The sequence below is a fragment of the Amycolatopsis pithecellobii genome (assembly GCF_009707865.1).
Classification (GTDB): Bacteria; Actinomycetota; Actinomycetes; order Mycobacteriales; family Pseudonocardiaceae; genus Amycolatopsis_E; species Amycolatopsis_E pithecellobii.
In genome coordinates, this window is the sequence record NZ_WMBA01000035.1 from 1 (window position 1) to 20830 (window position 20830).

The following is a 20830-nucleotide window of genomic DNA, read 5'->3' on the forward strand; positions in this document are numbered from 1 at the left end:
CCGGGGCATCACCACATGGTCGTCGACGAGCACGTACAGTGCCGTCAGGAGGGTGTTCAGATCGTTCGTCACAAAATGATCATGGACACCCTCCACCCATGCCCAGACCCCGGGCCACTTCACATGATCTTCACGGAATCAGTCATCTAGGCGCCACGGCGGCACGGCACCCGAAGTAGATTGCCGTCCGGCTGTCCATCGAAGTCAACGCCGTCTCGGCCGGATGCGCGCTTTCGATCATTCGCCGCCTGCGTTCGCTCACATCGGTACGGCCATCACGGTGCCTCACAGCGTGTCCAAGGCCAGCGATCGGTCAGTGGTCAGGTAGGCCACCGCCATCAGCGCCGTCCGGATACGCCACTGCTCCCAGGTCATCCCGTCCGGAGCCGCCTCGACACTGAGCGCTCGGTGCATTGCCGAGGCGGTGATAGTGCGACCGATGAAGGCAAGCTCGGCGTCGGCGTCTCGAAGCCGGACCGCCCCCCTATGTGGGGTAGCTGCCTCAATGAGCTGCCGCCGCAGGGCAGCCAGGCCCTCGGCGCGCTCCTGCGGGACGGGATGCAGGCCAACCCCGAAGACCTCAGGCAGAAGGCGTCCACTCTCGGCCATCCAATCGACGACCGCCTGGGTGTAGGCGTTGATCACCGACTCCAGGTCGGCCAGCGGGTCCCGAAGTCGAGCGATGAGTCGGTCTCCGAGCCGGGTGAGCATGCGGTCCTTCACCGCGCGCAGGAGCAGCTCTCTGCTCTCGAAGCGGCGGTAAACAGTGCCGACGGCAACCTCGGCACGGGCGGCGACCGCGCCCATCGTGATCGCGTCCGCGCCAACCTCGATGAGTAAGTCCTCGGTTACGGCGAGGAGCTTGGCGCGCGTCTCGCGGCTACGCGCCTGCTGCGGAGCCCGTCCGCCGAGTGTCGTGTCTTCGGCCGTCATGATCCCCGAGGCTACCGCCGAATCACACGGTAGCGGATGAGAACAACCACAGCCTTGCCCCCGTTCTTCCCTCGACGGCAATATGTGAATGTGTGATATACATTCACATATGCTGCCCGACGACACCCGCACCAGACCGGCTGGCCACCGCCTCACCCGCCCTCAACTTGGATACCGTGCGATCGCGGGGCGTTCGGCTGGCCGCAACCGAACGTGCCACCGATCGCGGAAGCCGCAGATACGGCAAGGGTTTCGCTCTGCTCCGCGAGGCCACGGCAGTGCGACTCACGCGATTTGTCCACGGCGTCAAAGCCCTGGCCCGTTTCCAGGTACACGTCGCGCTTGCCGATGAATTGCTCGGCCGCCGCGAACTCACCCCATCATTCCCCGCCAGCGCACCGCTGCGAACGGAGCAACCGCCACCTCACCGACTGGTTGCCCGCTGGTCGCGACGTGCCCCAGGACATCGTCGAGTTCATGGACCCAGTCGGGCTCCGCCATCGTCTGCGCCTCGGCCACGTATCTCGCAGCAGGCCACAGCGCACCGAAATCGCCTGGCCCTCACCCCAGGTTGATCCCTACGCCGCCTTTCCTGATGGTGCACGGCGACCACGACCACCGCATCGGGCTCGAACACAGCCAACGGCTTCATCGGCCTCGACACGGCGTGGACGTCCCGGCGCCGCACGTCGTGCTCCCCAAAGCCGATCATCACACCCCGGTGCTGCGACCAGTCGGACTTTCGCAAAGCGCCCGCGGCCTTCCTGCAACCCTTATCCTCTGCTGAATCGAAGGGGAGCGATCGAGGCTCCTTCCACCCTGCCAGCCGGTCTCCGCTGGTGGTGCGTGCCCCGGGGCAGCATGGCCGCATCCGCAACGTCGACGCCGACATCTCCCCAAGTTGCTCTGCCCGGCAGTCGGGCTGCGCGGCCAGGCAGCGCATCGTTCGTTCGGACCGAAATACCCATTCACAGAATAGGAAGTAGTCCCGTGAGCAACATTGCCCTCTACACGTTCGGCGTGCTTGACCCCGCGGCGGATCCCGCCGCGATGGACGACTTCTCCACGCGGGGTCCGAAAATCTTCAGCGCCAGCGACGATGCCCCGGGATTCCTTGGTCGAGCCGGTGGAGACGGTGACGGGTATACGGCACATGAACCCGGCGAAGATTTCGGGCGATGGGGTATTTACCTCCTACCCCTGGGTCTTCCGGACTTCGCAGGTCACGACCCGCATGCCCACATCGCAACATTGAGCCTGTGGCGAGACGTCGAGAGCGCACGTTTGTTCGTCTACAACGGCCTGCACCGCGAGAGCCTGAAGCTCAGGTACGACTGGTTCCTCAAGGGGCCCTGGCCGGGTCACGTTCTCTGGAACATCGAGGACGACGTGGTGCCCAGCTGGTCGGACGGCGTAGCCAGACTTGAGGCGCTCGCCCGGGACGGAGAGTCCGCACAGCACTTCACCTTTGGCTCGCGATGGGGTCGAGCATGACTGGGCAGCAGGATCATCCCATCGGTGACCGAGTAGCGGCAGGGCCAGCTGCGTTCGAACTGAGCGAGGAAGGGTGTGGTCAGGTGTGCTCGTGGACTTGCGCGGGCGTGGGGGCGTTGCGCTCAACGGGGCCGGTGTCCCGGCCTGGGGCAGGCGGTAAGCGGCTGCCGGTCATCCCTTCGCCGCGGGCTGGGCGCGGCATAACGGGGCGCGCTGTGCTGGGGTCGGCGGGATCCCTCAGACGGGGCGACCGCGCCGGGTGGGGTCATGACACCCCCTGTGTCAACCTGTAGATCGAAATCAGGCCGCGACCTGCGTTTTGATGCGCTGACGGGCGCTGCGGTGCAGAGCGGGATCGTAGGGTGTGCCGTTTTGCCAGCAGCGCCATCCGTCCAGGCGCTGGAGAAGCGGCTGTTGGCGGCGAATGTGGTGATGGCCAGGCGCAGGCGCTTGTTGCAGGCCCAGCGAAACGACACGCCGCGTTGTAGCTCGGCGATCGCGTCGGGGTGGTTGAACGCCTCGCGGGCGTCGCCCCACTCGGCCAGAATCTGGGCGGCGTTGATGGTGCCCGCACGGGGAAAGGACCGGAAGACCTCGCCGTCGGGATGGGTGTTCATCTTCTCGGCAATGGAGCGGTCCAGGGCCTTGATCGCGGTGTTGAGCGCGGTAAGCATGCCGGCCTGGGCGAGCACGGCGTCCTGGATTCCTTTAGACACAACGGGATCGAGCGTGCCGACCGGGCCGAGCGCAGCCGGGCCAGCACGACGGCGGCGGGTTTCCACCCGCTTCTCGGTCAACGAGGCCGCCGAGGCGGCAGTGGGATAGCGGGTCAGGAACGCCAAGGCGATCGCGGACTCGATGTTGGCGAAGATGGCCTTGGCGCCAGGCCAGTGCGCGTCCAGCAAAGCGGCGAGCTGGTTGGTCGCCGCTATACGAGCCTCGACAAGATCACTACGGGTACGCACGACAGCGCGCAACGCCTTGGTATGACTGGACAACGGCGCGGCGGGACGCCGCCGATGAAAGCGCACTCGCAGGTAGTCGGCGATCACGTGCGCGTCGCCGGGGTCGGACTTCGCGCCGGAGAGCACTTCGGCCTCGCGCCAGGCCTTGATCGCGTTCGGCTTGACCGGCAGCACCGGATACCCGGCCTCCAGCAGCGCGTCGACGAGCCGGCCCGTCCGGGCGCTCGATCGCCGCCGGAATCTGCCCGGGCCGGGCGACCTTGCCCAGCCGGGCGGCCAGCCGCTGGAATCCAGCGGCGGTGTGCTCGATGGTGAACGCGGCGACTTTCCGGCCGGTTTGATCGAGCACGCACACGGCGTGTGTGGTGGCGGCCCAGTCGATCCAGACGAAGAACAGTGGCCCATCTTGCTGCGACAACCGTGTCGCCTTCCTGCGTGTGATTCAGGGCAGAAGCCAGGCGGAGGCGAGGGAACCGACAGCAGAGTGGTCACTAACCGGCGCTCAATGGCGCGTCCCCTTGTCATCGCTTCGCGGTTCCGGGGAAACCGGGGGCGGCAGTGTCATGAGAGCCCTCGAAGGGCGACCAACACAGGCCCTCACCCCGGCTTCCGCCTAGTTCCTACCACAAGCCCCATCGGGGGACCTGCACGACCCTCGCCGACCTGCTTGCGGGCGGCGGGCACCACTCCGATGTTGCGGCCCCGCTTCGCCCCGATCCGGTCTCGGAACGCGCCGATGGTGGTGGTCCTCGGCAAGATTTGCACCGATTCCACCGCCGTCCAGCGCACCAGTCGTGAGCCCTGCTTGGTGATCGCTCCGCGGCGCACGTGGGTGTCGGACTCGTGGGGTTTCGGGGTCAGCCCGCACCAGCACGCAAGCTTGTCCGGGCCGGTGAAACGGCGTTCGTCCCCGATCTCGGCGACCAACACCGCCGCCAGCGTCGACCCCATTCCGGGAATGGTTTGGACCGCGACGTAACCGGGATCGGAAAGACGGATGTAGCACTCCACCATTTTCGGCGTTCGAAGACGCGTGGCTGGTCATGCACGCCCAGCTCAACCCCGGCAGCGGTCCCGGGTGTCGCGTGGTACACCGTCGAGGAGCGAGCGGAGATCAGTCTCATCGCCAGCGAAGCCGGAACAGTGATCACCGCGGCCGAGGCGGACGTAGTGATTGCAGGACAACCGATCACGACGACAGTTGTGCGGCCCGGAGGGTTTGACCATGAGCATGACGATCGTCATGCGGCCGACGCCTTCTGGCACCGGCGCCACACGTCGCGATCCCGTCGATTTCCGCGGTCCGGACATCGCGGGCCAAGCCGGTCGCAGTCCGGTGGAGACCCACGTCGATGACTGTGGCGCCCCGCAACAGCACACGATGTCTTCAACGAATCCCGGGGTGGCCAGGTAGTTGTGATGGTCATCGTGCGGGAGGTGATGCTGACGAGCCAACAGGGCAAAGGATCCGCCGAGCCGGTCCGAGCATTCGTTTTGAGCCGATATAGCGAATCGCTGTGCCCTCCTCCACCTGCTTCGATGTCGGCCCGAAACTGACGCCAGTCTGCTTCGGCGGCCGGGATGTGCAGCGACGTCCGTAGTGTGCCGATGACCTGGCCAAGTGGCCGGATGCCCAGTTGACCAGGTCTTCCTTGGCGGACCAGCGCTCAACTCGCCGCTCTTTCTCAGGAAGCGAAAGAGGCAACTCCCTGACCGTGCATGTTTAGTGATGTTCGCGTATGCGGCGGATAGCAGTGCGCACTTCTTGTGTAAAGATAGTGGGTTGTTCCCAGGCAGCGAAGTGACCGCCCTTTTCCACTTCGGTGAAATGGAGCAGGTTGGGATAGCGGTTTTCAACCCAGCGGCGCGCCGGGCGGACGGGCTCGTATGGCGAGATGCTGAATGCAGCGGGCACCGTGATCGGATCATCAAGGCGTGCCGGGGACGTCCACTGTCCGCGGGCTATTTCCCAATAGAGGCGGGCGGAGGTGACTCCTGCATTGGGCAGCCAGTACAGCATGATGTTGTCGATGATCTCGTCGAGCGGCAGTGATGCTTCGGCGTCACCGGGAGTGCCCGTGGTGGCTTCGAACAGGGTGTAGATCCATGCGGCGAGCCCTACCGGGGAGTCCGCGAGTGAGTAGCCGATGGTCTGCGGTTTGGACATCTGCTGCTGGGCATAGGCAGACCCGGCTCGCCAGAACGCGTCGGCCTGCGCCAGCAAGGCCGTCTCTTCGGCCGTGGCGGCAGCCCGTTCCTCCGGGGTGGGCTGGAACGGCGCAAAGTTCAGGTGAATACCCTGCAAGCCCGCGGGTTGCAGGTTGGCGATCTCCTCCGTGACGGCCGCGCCGAGATCACCACCCTGCGCATACCACTCGCGATAGCCCAGCCGATCCATGAGCGTGATCCAGGCCCGGGCGATCCGCGTGAAGTCCCAACCGGACTCAGTGGGTGCCTCGGAAAACCCGAAGCCCGGCATACTCGGAATAACCAGATGAAACGCGTCCCGCGCGTCCCCGCCGTGGGCCTCGGGGTTGGTGAGCGGGTCGATGACGTGCCGAAATTCCAGGATCGAGCCCGGCCAGCCATGCGTCATGAGCAGAGGGACAGCGTCCCCGTGCGGTGAGCGGATATGTAGGAAGGCGATGTCCAGGCCGTCGATTTCGGCCTTGGAGTGGTTGTGGGAATTGAGGAGTTTCTCCACCCGCCGCCAGTCATAGCGAGTCTGCCAATGCTCCACAAGGTGCTGAAGCGTGGCCAACCTCGGGCCCTGACTGTGGTCCGGTGTGGTTTCCTGAGCAGGCCAACGCGTGTTATCCAGACGGCGCCGCAAATCCTGCAGATCCGCCTCGGGAATGGCAATGGGATACGAGTTAACGGGGCTGGGCATCACGCACTCCTCGAAGGACGAGCTTTTTTTGGACGGTTCGGCTAGTAGATCTCTGTGGCCGACCAGCGGTCGGCGGAGGGTATGGCGAATGAGTTGAGGGCGGGCTTCGACCGTTCAGCCCACCTTCGAGCCGGAGGTGGCCGCTGCACCGGAAGTGCCGGCCTGGACCGTTCCTGGATTCAACTGAGGTGGCTAGCGTGGCCGCCGGATAGTCGACACGGAGAACCAGGCCACCCAGGTCGAAGTGGTCCAGAAGGATGCGAAGCAACGTCGTTCCTTTACTCTCCGCTTCCGACGTGTCATCCCGTCGGCCAGCATCCTGTACATCTGTACCTGATACAACGGTATCAGGTACAGATGTACAGTTTCCGTGGCATTGGTCACTGGCGGCGAGGAGTGTTCTCAGGGTGAGTGCCGCCCATTCCGAGTTTGAAGGGCCGCTGAGGGGAGGCGAGCGCAGAGGCCCAACTGGGCCGCAAAGGTGGGCGAATCAGATGGCGAACCGCGCCAAGGCAGCTACCGGCTACTCGAGCTGGTCAACACACAAACGGTTGAACACCCGAGAACAGACGCGTGAAGGCACACGGTGGACAGATGTGGGTAAGAGAGGTCCGTGAGAATCAGCTTCCTGAAGGGCGACCGCTACGGCGCGACCAGCAGCCTGCCCGCCAACGCACGGGCCAACAGGGTTGTGATAACCGTAAAACGTCGGCTAAAGGGCGATTCGTACGTCGCCACGATGATCATCTCCTGCATCGCCATGACGGAGCTTCCTTGCCGCATGAGCAGACGATGACAGCGTTCAAGTGGCGCTCCCGGTTCGCTGTCGATCGGGTGGCCGGTTCGGATGATCAGCCACGGTCGGGCTGACGCAAAGCGGATTTGGCGCTCGATGACTTCGACCTCGGATCACCCGTGCAGGACTCGTTCACACTGTCCACCGACCCGCAGTTCGTGGACAAGGTTGTATCACGATCCGACCGACAAGGCGGTGGTGCTGTGTGTGGACAAGAAGGCTCAGATTCCGGCCCCTGGACCGGTCTCAGCCGATGTTCCCGATGGTGCCGGGCACACTCGAACGCCGGTCACGATTGACAAAGCGGTGCCCCTGACGTTGACGTGCACTTCATGTGTGCAGCTACGGCACGTACACCACCCCGCAGCTCAAGAACGCAGTAGGCACACACCGCGAAAGCGTTGGAGAAAGACATCACCGTCTGGATCGAAGACTGGAATCAGAACCCCAACCCTTCACCTGAACCAAGACCGCCGACGAGATCCTCGACTCCCCCGCCGACTACCTGACCAAGATCACAACAACTGACCCTGTTACGAATTTCTTTCTCCGGCGTGGCAAAGCCTGCGCGGACTCCGCGGCGAGCAAGCTGGTCAGTAACCTCTTGTTGATCTTGATCACAATAGGCAGACAAGAAGATCACCAGCGTCGCGAGACACACTCCGGCCTAGCGATGCTTTCGCGGTTGGGCAGAGCATCCACCACATCCCTGCTCCGATTGGCGGCGCCGGACGTTCAACCCTGAAGCCACCGCAATCACACCCGAACCCTCGCCATATTCGACGCCAAACGTCAACAGATTGGCCACGGCCTTACGCGGTGGATCTGACGCTCTCGCGGAGTCCGAACACTCGCTCGGCGGTGGCATGACTGAGGTTGCTGCGTTGGGCGGCACTCAGGGGTGTGTCGCGGAGGAAGTTGATCGTTTCTTCGGGGTCCTCGTACGGGGCGTCGATGGCGAACATGATTCTGTCCTCACCGATCGCGTCGAAAGCCAACTCGAGTACTCGTGGGTCGGTCATCCCGCTGGTCGTGATGACGAAGTTTCTTCGGAAGTACTCGCTGGGTGTGAGCTCCAGGGGACGGATGCTGCCTGCGGTACCGGCTGTGCGCGCCATGAACGCGTGTCGGTTGTTTATGCGTTTCAGCCAGTAGGGGATTCCTTCTCCCAGGTGGCCCAGGACGATCGTGAGGTCGGGGTTGCGATCGAGGACGCCGCTGAGGATGAGTCGCATGGCATGGAGGCCGGCCTCGGCCTGGTATCCCCAGATGGGGCCTTGGAGCCCGTAGCGCTCGTACTGACGCAACATGCTGGGAAATCGGGGATGCAGGTAGAGGGGCGCGTGAGCCGATTCGGCGGCGTCGAGGAGTGGCGCGAACTGGGGCTCGTCGAGGTAGTGTCCAGCGGTATGTGAGTTGATCATCAGTCCGCTCAGCCGGAGCTGACTCATGATCCGTTCGACCTCTGCGGCTGCCGCGGTGGGATCTTGTGGTGCCACGGTGCCGAGCGCACCGAAGCGGGTGGGGTGCCGGCGAACGATTTCGGCGAGGGAGTCGTTGACGGTGCGAGCCAATGGCACGGCGTCCCTCGCAGGGTAGGGCTGAACGCCTGGGGCGTTGAGACTGAGCAGCGCCATGTCCTGACCGATGGCGTCCATGGTGGCCAGGCGCGCCTCGAGATCCGTGAGCGCTGATCGCATCGGTTCTGTCGTTTCGACGACCCGCATCAAGTCGATCTCGTCACGGTCACCGGGGACGACTTCGAAAGTGTGTGCGGCGGCGAGGAACCCCTCGGTGGCGATGTGCTCTTCGACGGCGATGACACGATCACCCGGCGCGTGGTTTCCTCCGTCCTGAACACCAGTGTTCGCCGTGGTCATGCGCGCCTCCCCCCATCGACCGAAAGGGCGACTCCTGTCACGTACGACGACTCTTCCGAACACAGCCACACGGCGGCTGCGGCGATTTCCTCAGGTGCCGCGAGACGACCCAAAGGGGTAATCGACTCCTGCCGCGCGAGCATGTCGGTATCGCCGGCGACACGACTGAGCCCTGGCGTGTGAGTAAGGGACGGAGCCACCGCGTTGACCCTGATGCCGTCGGCCGCGTAATCGACGGCCGCGGTCTTGGTCAGCCCGACGACCCCGTGCTTGCTCGCCACGTAGGCCGGGGCGTGCGGGATGGAGTAAAGGCCGCCGTTGGAGGCCATGTTGACGATGGCCCCGCCGCCGGCGCGCACCATCTCGGGGATCTCATGTTTCATCGCCACGAACACACCTGTCAGATTGATCCGCAGGACGCGTTCCCAGGTCGTGACGTCGATCTGCGTCAAGTCCTGGTTGTGCGCCTGGACGCCCGCATTGTTGACCGCAAGATGCAGACCCCCGAACGCTCCGACCGTGCTCGCGATCGCGTCGCGCACCGAATCTTCGTCGGCGACATCAACACGCAGTGCGAGGGCGGTTCCGCCCTCTTCCCGGATGCTCACCGCAGTCTTCTGAGCCGATTCCTCGTCCAGATCAAGCACCGCGACCGAAACGCCACGACGCGCCAGCTGTCGCGCGGTGGCTTGGCCGATCCCACTACCGGCGCCCGTCACGAGCCCACTCCTGCCGCTCAAGCCGGTCATGACAGCGGCTTGTGGTTCGCCCACGCAACCCGATAGGGGTGCCGCGCCTGCCACTTCTGGATCACTTCGCCGGCCCCAGGTGCGGCGAAAAGGGTTCGTAACGCCGCTTCATCGGCAACGGTGAATTGGACGATCGCGGTCGCGATCATGGCGGGGATCTCGTCCTCGCCCTCCACTGCATGGTGTCGGCGCGCGGAGTAGGACTCGACAACGCCACTGTCCTGCACCGATTCACCGATATCGGTGAGGAACTGGTCGAGTTCGTCGGCGGGGATGGCGTCCGCGAACGCAACAATCATCGTGTGGTTCAACATGCGCCCATCTAATCGCCCTGGGTTCAGCCCGTCCAATACAAACCCGGCCTCGCACGATAACTTGAAGGAATGGATCTGATTGAGCTTCGCGAGCTGCGCTACTTCGTCGCCGTCGCGGAAGAGCTGCACTTCGGTCGAGCGGCGCAGCGATTGTCGGTCGCCCAGCCGGCGGTGTCGAAAACGATCCGACACATTGAGGCACGCCTTGGCACACAGGTGTTCTCCCGCACCAGCCGTAAGGTCGAGCTCACCCCCGCAGGTGCTGCACTGCTCGAGCACGGCCGGCTCGCGCTGCAGGCGGTCGACATCGCGGTGCAGAGCGCCCAGCGCGCGGGCACTCGCGAGAATCTCAGGCTCGTCCTCAAACCGGGCGGTGATGCGAATCTGCTCTCCAGCATCCTCGCCTGCTACGCGTCAGACCCCGACGCTTGCCAGGTTGAGATCATCTTCGACAGCGGTACGGAGCGGGCCGACTTTATCCGCGATGGACGTGCCGATGTGGCGCTGCTCTACGCGCCGTTCGATGACCTGACCGGGCTCGACTGCCAGACCCTCCATACCGAGGATCGGGTCGCTGTGCTACCGGCATCGCACCGGCTTGCCAACCGTCGTTCCATCCGACTCGCCGAGCTGGAGACAGATCCGTTTCCCCACTGGAAGGGCATCAAGAATCCCGGCGCCACCGGACCTGCCGTCACAAACGTTGCGGAACTGATCCCCCTTGTCGCCATCGGGCGGGTCGTCGCGGTCCTTCCCCGTTCCCTGATCTCCCCGACGCCGTCAGGATTGGCCTGTATCCCGGTGGAGGATACCGAGCCAAGCCTGATCGTCGTTGCCCGCGCAGACGGTGACGACCGGCCGACCACAACCGCGTTCGTCCGCGCCGCGCTTCGCGCTGCCACAACGGTCGACCGCACTTGAGGGAAGGCAGGCAAGTGGCCGGCGTTGCGTTCGTGACGCCGGACTCGGCACCGGTATCCGGTGAGCTACGCGATCCTCCGTTTGATCACCGGTAGTCGCCCTTGGCGCCGCAAGCGGCACCCCAGCCCGTCCCTTGGTCGAGCGATCGAAGCGCCGCTGCGCGATGTCCGTTCTCACCCATCGTGTCGTTGTGACGCGACAAGCCGGAGGGGGTGGCGGTCAGGAGTCGGCGTTCGTGGCATTCGTGGTGATGCGATCGAGCATATTCTCAAGGTGATTGATGACGGCCGCCGCAAGACCGTTGCCGAGTTGGCCGTCGAGCTCCGCAACCTTCGCGTCGGCACGCTTGAACACGGCGCTGTCGAGCCCGTCGGGCAGCGGCAGCTGGAGAAGGATCCCGGAGACGCTTCGGTCCGCCGCGAGCTCGTCGATGACCGCCGCGATCGTGCGTACTCCCGCACGGCAGGGACCTGTGTTGGTCGACCATGCCGGCTTCGCGCACGGCTCGGCGCTTACTGGCCACATATACACCGCTGGCGGGGTCGTCGCCGACCAGGATCGTCGCGAGCCCCGGTTGCGGTGCGCCCGCGGCGACCCGCCGCGCCACGTCCTCCCGGACGCGCTCGCGAACACGCACGGCCAGTGCCTTGCCATCGATCCGGATCGTGTTCATTGCGGTGGCTCGGCCTGCGCGGTGAGGGTCGAGCGTTTCAGCTCCTGCGCGAATTTCCCGTACGGTGCGGCGCAGACGGTCGCGCGGATCGTGGTCTGCACATGGTGTTCCACATGCGGCTTGCGTGAACCCCCATCCGGTTCACCCCAGGTGACGAGCACCTGCGACCCGATCTCGGCGTGGTCCTCATCGAGGGAACTCACTGACATGAGGTCCCGGTCGTTGATGGTGTAAGCGCAGTACTGCGACATCCCGATCAGTTCGCCGTTCGGCGACCGGACCTCGTCGGCCTGCGGCCACCCGAAGATCGGAGTCGGCAGCTCGATGCTCTTGTACACCGGACCGTCGTCGAACTGCGATGCGTGGACCTTGACGATGTCGTCCTTGTGCCGCTTGAGGATTCGCCGCACCCGGCGCGGCACGGACCGGGCGGCCTCGAGTACCTTTCGACCGATGAAGTCGTGGTCGAACTTGACGAACCTGTCGTAGCCCAGGGCGGACGGGGTCCAGTAGTAGTCCTCGATGTTGTCGCTGCGCAGGCTTCCGCCGAGCTGCATGCGGGCCTCCCAGCTGTCGGCCGGAAGCCATTCCCGGTACGGCCGGAGCTCTTCGCCGGTGTAGATCCCGGGGAGCGGGTACGGGACCCACCCGCTCACGATCCCACTGCTGAAGTAGGTCTTCGTGCCGCCTTCGCGAAGGCCGTGCTGCGCACCGGCCTCCAGGATCGCCTGCCGGACGACCTCCAGATCCGCGTAGTCGCCGGAAATCTCGGCGCCGCCGACGCTGCCCATGCCGTGCCGGAGCACCGTTACGTCCCGGTCGGCCATGCGCACCCGCGCGGTGCGGAAGAACTTCAGCTCCGGCCAGCCGCCGTCGGTGATCTGGTCGAGAACCGCCTGCGCGGTCGGTCCTTCGAGCTGGAACCGGAACTTCGTCCGTCCGCCTGTCGGGTTGAACGGTGTGGTCGGGTCGAACGTCATCTCGACATCGAAATCCCCCGACTCGCCGTGGAAACGCACCCAGTTCAACAACGGCATCCCGCTGACGAGCTCGAACCCGGCTTCCTCGCCGTAGTAGTACAGCACGCAGTCGCCGATGTGGTGCCCTCGTGGCGTGCAGGCGAAGTACTGCTTGGCGCGGTCCGTGGCCAGATTCGAGAATGTGCACGGCGAGAGGTACTGGAGCATCCGTTTCGCATCGGGGCCGGCGATATACAGGACCGGCATGTGATGGGACTGGTTCAGCAGCAGACAGGTCTCGCGAATGGCCTGTTGCTCGTCGCGCCAGTTGGTGTATTCCGGCTGAATCAGGTTCTTGGCGGCGAAGAGATCCGTCCGCGACTGGTGAAACTGCGAGACGGTGTCGTGATAGAAGTGGTCGACCAGGTTCTCGTGGGCGTCGATCAGGTCCTGCAGGCTTTTCATGATTCCTCTTCGCACGAGTCGAGACGGGTTACCGGCCGAGAAGGCGGGCCGCAGTGCGACCCAGAACCAGGTTCTCCTGTTCGGTGGGCAGGTTCGCGTGGCGGACGAAACCGACCGGATCGTTCTCCCCAACCGGGTAGTCGGCGCCCATGACGAGGTGGTCGGCGCCGAACCGGGAAACGAGCGCTGCCAATACCGCCGGATCGTAGACACAGGTGTCGAAGTAGAGCTGTGCCAGGTACTCGCCGGGGTTCTTGCTGAGATTGCGCGCGCTGTGCGGCATGTTGTGCACGTTGCGGTCGAGACGCCCGAAGTAGTGCGGCAGGAAGCCGCCGCCGTGGGCGATGACGATCACCAGTTCCGGCATGGCTTCGAGCAGGCCGTCGTAGATCATGGACGAAAGGGCCTTCGCCTCTTCGATCGGTTGTCCGACCGAGTTCCACAAGGCGTAGTCCTGGAACCAGGGATCCGCGATGCCTTCCGGGTGCAGCAGGGCGACGATCCCCAGGTCCCGCACGGCTTCCCAGAACGGGCGCAGCGAGGCATGTCCGAGGTAGCGTCCCCCGACGTGGGAGGGCACCTGCACGACTCGTGCACCGAGGCCGCGGACACATCGCTCGAGTTCCGGGATCGCCAGTGCGAGGTCCTGCAACGGCACGGTGCAACTGCCGACGAAACGCTCCGGGTCGCGGTCCACCCAGCCGGCGATCTCGTCGTTGACACAGGCGTTCAAGGCGAGGTCCCGCTCCGGTGGCGCCCAGCTCGACCCCTGGATCACCGTGGTGGACAGTAGAACCTCGGCGTCCACGCCTGCCTTGTCCATGTCGGGCAAGTGGAGCGCGGGGTCGAGCATGCGCTTGAAGACCTCGTCGAAGCGGGAGCCGGCCGGCGGTTGCACGGTGCGCGCTCCGAAGCCGGTGTAGACGTTGTGCGCGGCTGTCTCCTCGACCACGTCCGCCACGAGGATGTGCGAATGGAAGTCGATGACGGGGTTGCTGTTCATTGCCCCTCCGATGCTTCGTCGTCGAACACGGCACCGAGTTCGCTTTTCTCCAGCCGGATCGTCTGGGCGAGCCGGTTGAACGTGTACCAATGCAGGCCGGCGAGACCGAGGGCCGGATCGCCGAGCCACGGCGCGATGGCCCGGTGCAGCCGATGAGCTGCCTGCAGCGGACTGCTCAACAGTCTTCGTAGCCCCTTTTGTTTGCGCAGGAAGGAGATCGAGGGGCCGACCCCGACCCGCATCGAGATCTCGAGCAGGCGTTTGCGGTCGACCGCGCCCGGGACGCCGGCGAACAAGGGTACGGAGATCCCCGATGTCCGCAGCTCGGAAATCCAGGCCAGGAGATGGTTCGGGTCGAAACAGATTTGCGTGACGGCGTAGTCCGCCAGCTTCGCCTTCTCGGCCAGGGCGTGGCGCAGTGTGGGAGGACTGATCAGGGGGTGGCCCTCCGGATACGCCCCGATTCCGAGACGCGCGGGCCGACGGCGGTGGTCGTTCAGCATTTCGAGAACCGGCAGCGCAGAGTCGTAGGGGCCCGCAGGCTCGGTGACGTCGCCGCCGATCACGAAGACGTCCCGGATACCGGCTTCGCCCATCTGCTCGGCCAGCTCATCGAGATGTCCGGGCCCGAGCACCTGCCGCGCCGCGAGGTGCACCACGGCGTCGTGTCCGTGCGCGGCCAGCCGGGCAGCGATCTCGACGGTCCGGTCGATGCCGTGGCGTGGCGAGCAGGTGACCGTGATCGTGACCGGTTCCGCGAGTTCGAGCGCCGCAGCGGTGGCGCCGCCGAACGGGAGGATCTCGAACCGAGACGCGCGCGGCGCGAACCTGGCGTCCATCAGAACACCACCGTCGTGTTGCCGTGCAGGAGAACCCGATCCTCGCAGTGCCAGCGCACCGCGCGCTGAAGGACGCTGCGTTCGACATCCGCGCCCGCGCGCACCAGATCGCGCGTCGTCGCCCGATGGCTGACGCGGGTGACGTCCTGTTCGATGATCGGCCCCTCGTCGAGGTCGGCCGTTGCGTAGTGCGCAGTCGCGCCGATCAGTTTCACGCCGCGTTCCTTCGCTCGCTCGTACGGACCCGCGCCGGCGAAGGCCGGGAGAAACGAATGGTGGATGTTGATCACCGGGCAGCCCACGCGCCGGAGGAAATCGTCGGAGAGAATCTGCATGTAGCGGGCCAGGATGACGAGGTCGTACCGGCCGCCGCCGAGCACGTCGAGCTGAGCCGATTCCGATGTCGCCTTCGTCGCGCGTGTCACCGGAATCTCGTGGTACGGCACGCCGAATCGGGTCACCTCGTCGCGCAGATCGCCCCAGTTGCTGACTACGGCGCCGATTTCCATCGGCAGCTCGCCGCGCGACGTGCGCCACAGCAGGTCGAGCAGGCAGTGGTCGTAACGCGAGACCATGATCGCGACCCGTTTGGGCCTTGCGGCGTCGTGGAACTCGAAGTCCGACCCGAACCGTTGCGCCACTTCGACGGCGAACTGCTCGCTCAGCTCGTCCAGCCGCGCCGACACGCCCGGAAGGTGGAAGACCACGCGGAGAAAGAACGATCCGCTTTCCGGGTTGGTGGAGTACTGATCCGACTGGACGATGTTCGCGCCGCGCTCGACGAGGAACCGCGAAACCCCGGCGACGATGCCGGGCCGGTCGGCGCATGACACGAGCAGGCGCGCGGTGTCCGTGACACCGCTGCTCGACTCCTGCGCCCTGAGGGCGGAGAGCACCGCGCCGGTCATGTCGCCCTCCGGCCAGGTTCCATTGTGGACCTCATGTCGTTTTCTCCGTTTTCCTGTCCGGAATTCCCAGAATTTCCCGGGCCTGGTCCGGGGTGGCGATCTCGCGCTGCAGGAGACCCGCGAAAGCCGCTGCCCGCTCGACCAGCTGCGCGTTGTCACGCAGGAGTTCGCCGCGCGCCCAGAACACGTTGTCCTCCATCCCGACGCGCACGTTGCAACCCATCGCCATCGCAATGGTGGTGATCGGCAGTTGCGTGCGGCCCATGGACGACACGTTGATCCGGATGTCGCGTGGATCGGCAGGCAGATCGTGGCAGCGGGACACCATGTCCTGCAGGTTGGCGGGAGTGCCGCGCATGCCACCCTGCGTCGGCGTGTTGAGCACGAGGTTCACGACGTAGGGCGGGGTCAGGATGCCTTGCTCGATGAGATGAGCGACCTCCTCGAGCATCGCGCTGTTGTAGACCTCCAGCTCGGGCCGGATGCCGCGTTCGGCCATCTCGGTGGCGAACCAGGTGATGTCGGACCGGTGGTTGGGGAAGAACACCTGCTCGCCGCGGATGAAGAAGTTGAGCAGGCCCATGTTGAGTGAGCACATCTCCGGGCCGAGCTTGACGGGCTGGATCCGTTCGGCGACGGGAAGCAGCGGACTTCCTCCCGTCGTCAGCTGCAGCACCGCGTCGGTCTCCGCGCGCAGGCGGTCGTGCACCTCGCGGAAGATCTCGACGTCCATCGTGTTCGTCCCGTCGGGATTGCGCACGTGGATGTGCAGGATCGCCGCGCCGGCAGCAGCCGCCGCGACGCCGTGGCGAACGATCTCGTCCGGCTGCTCGGGCAGGTTGGGGTTGGCCTCCTTCCCGTGGATTCCGCCGGTCAGCGCGCAGGTGATGATCACTGGTGGGTTCATCCGAGGCCTCCCGTGACGGTGGTCATGCGTAGTTGCGCCGCGAGGTCGTCCACCAGCCGCGGCAGTCCGGCCTGCGTGGTCGCGGCACCGAAGATGTAGAAGTCCGGGCGCGCGATCGTCACCTCGACAGCGCGTTCCTTGGCGTAGGTCCGGTAGGTGCCGTCGACATCGCGGGCGTCGGCGCCCACATCGGACCCGATGTGGGCGAACACGGTGCCGAGCCGCTCCAACAACGCCAGCTGCGCAGCGTCCAGCTCAGCGCGGGGGTCGCCGGCCGTGCTGACGACCTGCCACCGCCCGGCCGCGTCGAAGGCCCGGTCGAACAACTCCGTGCGGCCGTCCCGCTCGACGCGCGCCTGCAGCGACAGCTCGCCGGCGGGCGCGATGGGAGCGCCTCCCGGGTCGCGGTGGATGAGGCCGTGCCGAATCTGCGGGAAGTCCGGCATCGGCGGTAGCCAGCCTGCGCGGAACCGGGCGTCGCGCTCGCGTGCCTCGTCAGGATCCGTCGTGCACGGGACTTTCCCGGATTCCAGGGAGATCGTCGTCCAGTCGCGCACGTAGGGACGCAGCTCGGTTTCGAAGGTGTCCAGCAACCCGTCGGGAGCGAGGCCCCGCAACACGAGGTCGAGCTTCCAGCCAAGGTTCTTCGCGTCGCGCATCCCGGAGCACATGCCCTGCCCCATGAACGGCGGCATGGTGTGGGCGGCGTCGCCGATGAGAAAGGCGCGGCCGCGGCGGAAGGCACGCGCCGTGCGGGCCTCGAAGGTGTAGACGATCTGGCGGACGATCTCGATGTCGTCCGGTCCCACACCGAGTTCACCCAGCAGCCGCCACGCCATGTCCGGCTTCTCGAACTCGCCGGTCACCTCACCCGGCAGCAGCGCCCATTCCCAGCGGCGGTGGCGTTTGCCGAGCGGCAGGATCGTCACCGGGCGGCGCGGATCGCAGATCTGGCCGCAGTCGAAGTCGAATCGCAGTTCGCGCTTTTTGCGAGCGTCGACGTCGAGCCACCGCTCGTTGAACCCGAGGTCCTCGCGTTCGATGCCCAGCGCCTTGCGGACGAAACTCCCCGCACCGTCCGCACCCACGAGATACCGTCCGCGCAGCACTCGCACTTCGTCGTCGCCGTCGCGACGGGCGGTCACCGCGACGTGGTCCTCGTGCTCGACGAGCCCGACGGCCTCCCACCCCTGCAGCAGGGCCAGGGCGGGATCGGCCCGTACACGATCCGCGAGGGCGGCCTCCAGCACGGGCTGGTACTGCATGTAGTGCGAGTGATAGCCGGAGAGGCCCGCCGAACCCCAGTCGAACTCGAGCAACGTCTCGCCCGTCGCGTTCACCCACCGGTACTCGACGGTCGGGTACGAGTCGGCCAGCAACGGTCCTTCGGCGTCGAGTGATTGGAGAATGCGCACGATCTCGTGATCGACGTGACCCGCGCGGGGCAGCCCGTAGAACTGGGGGTGCCGTTCGATCGCGGTGACTCTGTGCCCGCGCTGACCGAGCACCGCGGCCATCGTCAAACCGACCGGACCGAGCCCGACCAGGATCACATCCTCGATGCCGTCGCTCATGACCGGCTCCACCCCGAGTCCAGCCGTCGGCGCAGCAGGTCGACGGCCGCCGACCACACCCGCTCGGTGTCCTCCTCCGGACGCTGATACGGACCACCGCCGGGGCCGTCCTCGAGGAGCGCACGGACGCCTGCCGGATCGGCCTCACGGAGGGCGCCCGCATCGACCAACGGTTTCCGCCCCGCGGGAATCGACACGCCGGGCAGCCGTACGAGCGGGAAGTTCTCCACCCACGAGGCGTGACTGACCTCGTCGATTCCCTTGGCCAACTCCCAGATCTCCGAGGCAATGAGCCACCCGTGGAACTGGACGTCGCAGTCCGGGTGTTCCGCCGCCCAGGCTTGGGCCTCGGCCTCGGCCGGTGCGTTGCCGCCGTGCCCGTTGACGAGCAGGATCCGACGGAACCCTTGGTTACGCAGGCTGTCGAGAATGTCGCGTACCAGGGCGAGGAACGTCGACTCGCGGAGGTCGATCGCGCCGGGGAACGCCGTGAATGTGGGGGTGGGGCCGAAGGGCACCGTGGGCAGCACCGGCACCCCCGCGGGCTCTGCCGCCTCCAACGCCGCCGCCTCGCACAGGATCGCGTCGACGCCGACCGAGAGGTAACCGTGTTGTTCGGTCGAGCCGAGCGGAACAAGCACACGGTCGTCCGTTTCCAGATAGGTCTCCAACTTCATCCAGTTGTAATCCCAGAATTTCATTGTTCGACCTCCGTGAGTCGGGGGGACGAAAGCGATTCCATCGAACCGTCGGTCCAGGCGAAAACGGTGCGGGCGCTGCGCCCGAGAACCCATTGCTTGTTGTCGTCGGACAGCGCCGGGTTGTCGTGGACGAAGCCGAGCAGTTCGGCCCAGTCGACGCCGGAATCCTCCATCGTGATGTCGCTCGCCCACATCACGCGTTCCGCGCCGAAGGCTTCGACCGCACGCAGGAATTCGCGCTGCATGCGTGCACCATCGTGGCCGAACACGCGATGCGGATGGCACCATTTCAGGTAGACACCGGGAAACGTGGCGGCGCCGAGGACTGACTCCCAGTCCTCAGGCCCGCGGGCCCCACCGCAGTGATCGAGGACGATGCGAAGCCCAGGAAAGCGCTCCTTCGTCGACCGCAGCACCTGTGGGTCCGCTCCGAACAGACACAACGGCATCGATCGTCCCTGTGCTACAGCGAGAACTCCGTCGTAGTCCCCTTTGGTGAACTGCCGCCGGTCCTCAGCGGTGAACAGCATCACCCGGACTGCGCGGCAGCCCGGGTGGTCCGCAAGCAGCGCGGCGACGGATTGTCGGCGCGGGTCGGCCATTTCGACGCGCTGCAGGAAACGGAACCGGTCGGGGTTGCGCACCACGGCCGCTTGCACGTACGGACTCAACGGCCGGAATGCGCCGCCCGGCAGCGGCACGCACGGCATGAATTGCGCCGTGTCGGTGCGGTACCAGAACTCGTCGAGGACCGCGCCGCGAATCCCGAGCCGGTCCATCGAGGCCAGCAGGCGGTGCTCGTCCATCTCGAGGGTGAGGTGAAGTTGGGCGTCGACGATGTCGGTCGGCGTGGTCATGCGCGAACCGGGGCAGGAGCGACGGTGTGGCCGACGACCGGATGCGCCTGGTACGCCTCCTCGAGGAGGGCGATTTCCTCAGCGCTCAGGTCGAGTTGCTCGGCGGCCAGCGAATCGTGCAGGTGCCCGGGTTTCGTGGCGCCGACGATCGGCGCGGTGACGCCAGGCCGGTGCAGCAGCCAGGCAAGCGCCACCTGCGCCGGCGGTACGGCCCGCTGGTCTGCCGCCGCGTTGAGCCGGTCGATCACCGGCCGGTCGAGTTCGAGCCGGTAGAACTCGTCGGCGACGGTGTCGGAACGGGCACGGGCGGAGCTGTCGCGGGCCCCGGCGAGCAGGCCGCGGGCAAGCGGGCTGAACGGAAGCACGCCGACCCCCATGTCGAGGCATTGGGGGATCATTTCCCGTTCCTCCTCCCGGTAGATGAGGTTGTAATGGTTCTGCATCGAGATCATCCGGGTTCGCGCCACCGACTGCGCTTTCGCAAACTGCCAGGCGAACAGGTTGCTTGCCCCGAGGTAGCGCGCCTTACCGGCCCGCACCACGTCGTGCAGTGCCTCCATCGTTTCCTCGATCGGGGTGTCGGGATCCCACCGGTGAATCTGATAGAGATCGACGTAGTCGGTGCCCAGGCGCGTCAGTGACGCGTCGATCGCCGCCATGATGTGCTTGCGTGAGAGACCCCACCCGTTTTCGCCGGGCATGCTCGGCATCCGCACCTTCGTGGCGAGGACGTACTCCTCCCGCATGGCGAAGAACTTCCGCAGGAGCCGTCCGGTCACGATTTCGCTCTGGCCACCGTTGTAGACATCGGCGGTGTCGAAGAAGGTGATCCCGCCGTCCACCGCGGACCGGACGATCGGTTCCGCTTCCCGCTCGTCAAGGGTCCATGGCCAGCGATCGACGGTCCAGGACTGGCCGACGTTCCTGCCGTAGCTCAACATTCCGAGGCAGATCCGGGAAACCCGGAGGCCGGAACCACCGATCTTCACGTACTCCATGGAC

At 65.7% G+C, this 20830-nt stretch carries 20 protein-coding genes and 1 pseudogene; 2 read left to right on the forward strand and 19 right to left on the reverse strand.

Going from position 1 to position 20830, the window contains the following annotated elements; all coding sequences use genetic code 11:
* Positions 1-285: 285 nt before the first annotated feature.
* Both GKO32_RS21230 and GKO32_RS39880 read right to left on the reverse strand, forming a co-directional pair.
* Positions 286-933, reverse strand: coding sequence for a TetR/AcrR family transcriptional regulator (locus tag GKO32_RS21230; protein WP_154758642.1), 648 nt, complete (start codon positions 931-933; stop codon positions 286-288).
* 372 nt (positions 934-1305) lie between these two features.
* Positions 1306-1434 (reverse strand): hypothetical protein, encoded by a 129-nt coding sequence (locus GKO32_RS39880; protein WP_281353905.1) that lies wholly within the window; start codon positions 1432-1434, stop codon positions 1306-1308.
* 489 nt (positions 1435-1923) lie between these two features.
* Here GKO32_RS39880 and GKO32_RS38085 point away from each other — a divergent pair, with 489 nt between their 5' ends.
* Positions 1924-2427, forward strand: a complete 504-nt coding sequence (locus GKO32_RS38085) for a DUF3291 domain-containing protein (RefSeq protein WP_166459671.1) — start codon at positions 1924-1926, stop codon at positions 2425-2427.
* Between the two features lie 122 nt (positions 2428-2549).
* On the opposite strand, the gene GKO32_RS21240 is transcribed toward GKO32_RS38085, so the two are convergent.
* From GKO32_RS21240 to GKO32_RS21265, 7 genes and pseudogenes are all read right to left on the reverse strand, one after another.
* The gene (locus tag GKO32_RS21240) at positions 2550-3566 is read right to left on the reverse strand and encodes an IS110 family transposase (protein WP_312868280.1); all 1017 of its coding nucleotides are present in this window, start codon (positions 3564-3566) and stop codon (positions 2550-2552) included.
* Between the two features lie 70 nt (positions 3567-3636).
* Positions 3637-3810: pseudogene (locus tag GKO32_RS39885) on the reverse strand (IS110 family transposase); the annotation flags it as partial.
* A 179-nt stretch (positions 3811-3989) separates the two neighbouring features.
* A complete protein-coding gene (locus tag GKO32_RS21245; RefSeq protein WP_154758644.1) occupies positions 3990-4406 on the reverse strand; it encodes a transposase in 417 nt (138 codons plus the stop codon).
* A 709-nt stretch (positions 4407-5115) separates the two neighbouring features.
* Positions 5116-6282: an epoxide hydrolase family protein gene (locus tag GKO32_RS21250; protein WP_154758645.1), complete on the reverse strand. Its 1167-nt coding sequence runs from the start codon at positions 6280-6282 to the stop codon at positions 5116-5118.
* Between the two features lie 1608 nt (positions 6283-7890).
* A complete protein-coding gene (locus tag GKO32_RS21255) occupies positions 7891-8958 on the reverse strand; it encodes an amidohydrolase family protein (protein ID WP_154758646.1) in 1068 nt (355 codons plus the stop codon).
* Positions 8955-9707: an SDR family NAD(P)-dependent oxidoreductase gene (locus GKO32_RS21260; protein ID WP_154758647.1), complete on the reverse strand. Its 753-nt coding sequence runs from the start codon at positions 9705-9707 to the stop codon at positions 8955-8957. The genes GKO32_RS21255 and GKO32_RS21260 overlap by 4 nt, the downstream gene beginning before the upstream one ends.
* On the reverse strand, positions 9704-10021 hold the full coding sequence (locus tag GKO32_RS21265; RefSeq protein WP_154758648.1) for a hypothetical protein: 318 nt from the start codon (positions 10019-10021) through the stop codon (positions 9704-9706). The genes GKO32_RS21260 and GKO32_RS21265 overlap by 4 nt, the downstream gene beginning before the upstream one ends.
* A gap of 69 nt (positions 10022-10090) precedes the next feature.
* On the opposite strand from GKO32_RS21265, the gene GKO32_RS21270 reads away from it, so the two are divergent.
* Entirely contained in the window at positions 10091-10942 is an 852-nt protein-coding gene (locus GKO32_RS21270) for a LysR family transcriptional regulator (protein ID WP_154758649.1), read from the forward strand.
* Positions 10943-11210: 268 nt separating this feature from the next.
* Here the strand turns inward: GKO32_RS21270 and GKO32_RS40565 are convergent, their stop codons facing one another.
* From GKO32_RS40565 to GKO32_RS21320, 10 genes are read right to left on the reverse strand one after another with little or no spacing between them, the layout of a single operon-like run.
* Positions 11211-11615, reverse strand: coding sequence for a tetrahydrofolate dehydrogenase/cyclohydrolase catalytic domain-containing protein (locus GKO32_RS40565; RefSeq protein ID WP_208024483.1), 405 nt, complete (start codon positions 11613-11615; stop codon positions 11211-11213).
* Positions 11612-13039, reverse strand: coding sequence for an aminomethyltransferase family protein (locus tag GKO32_RS21280; RefSeq protein WP_154758650.1), 1428 nt, complete (start codon positions 13037-13039; stop codon positions 11612-11614). The genes GKO32_RS40565 and GKO32_RS21280 overlap by 4 nt, the downstream gene beginning before the upstream one ends.
* A 28-nt stretch (positions 13040-13067) precedes the next feature.
* Positions 13068-14042 (reverse strand): amidohydrolase family protein, encoded by a 975-nt coding sequence (locus tag GKO32_RS21285; RefSeq protein ID WP_154758651.1) that lies wholly within the window; start codon positions 14040-14042, stop codon positions 13068-13070.
* Positions 14039-14881 (reverse strand): methylenetetrahydrofolate reductase, encoded by an 843-nt coding sequence (locus GKO32_RS21290; RefSeq protein WP_154758652.1) that lies wholly within the window; start codon positions 14879-14881, stop codon positions 14039-14041. Before GKO32_RS21290 ends, GKO32_RS21285 begins: the two co-directional genes overlap by 4 nt.
* Entirely contained in the window at positions 14881-15789 is a 909-nt protein-coding gene (purU, locus tag GKO32_RS21295) for a formyltetrahydrofolate deformylase (RefSeq protein ID WP_154758653.1), read from the reverse strand. Before purU ends, GKO32_RS21290 begins: the two co-directional genes overlap by 1 nt.
* A gap of 31 nt (positions 15790-15820) precedes the next feature.
* Positions 15821-16696, reverse strand: coding sequence for a beta-keto acid cleavage family enzyme (locus GKO32_RS21300; protein ID WP_154758654.1), 876 nt, complete (start codon positions 16694-16696; stop codon positions 15821-15823).
* The gene (gene mhpA / locus GKO32_RS21305; protein WP_154758655.1) at positions 16693-18270 is read right to left on the reverse strand and encodes a bifunctional 3-(3-hydroxy-phenyl)propionate/3-hydroxycinnamic acid hydroxylase MhpA; all 1578 of its coding nucleotides are present in this window, start codon (positions 18268-18270) and stop codon (positions 16693-16695) included. Before mhpA ends, GKO32_RS21300 begins: the two co-directional genes overlap by 4 nt.
* The gene (locus GKO32_RS21310) at positions 18267-18971 is read right to left on the reverse strand and encodes a creatininase family protein (protein ID WP_154758656.1); all 705 of its coding nucleotides are present in this window, start codon (positions 18969-18971) and stop codon (positions 18267-18269) included. The genes mhpA and GKO32_RS21310 overlap by 4 nt, the downstream gene beginning before the upstream one ends.
* On the reverse strand, positions 18968-19828 hold the full coding sequence (locus GKO32_RS21315; protein WP_154758657.1) for an amidohydrolase family protein: 861 nt from the start codon (positions 19826-19828) through the stop codon (positions 18968-18970). Before GKO32_RS21315 ends, GKO32_RS21310 begins: the two co-directional genes overlap by 4 nt.
* Positions 19825-20826 (reverse strand): aldo/keto reductase, encoded by a 1002-nt coding sequence (locus GKO32_RS21320; RefSeq protein WP_154758658.1) that lies wholly within the window; start codon positions 20824-20826, stop codon positions 19825-19827. The genes GKO32_RS21315 and GKO32_RS21320 overlap by 4 nt, the downstream gene beginning before the upstream one ends.
* Positions 20827-20830 lie beyond the last annotated feature (4 nt).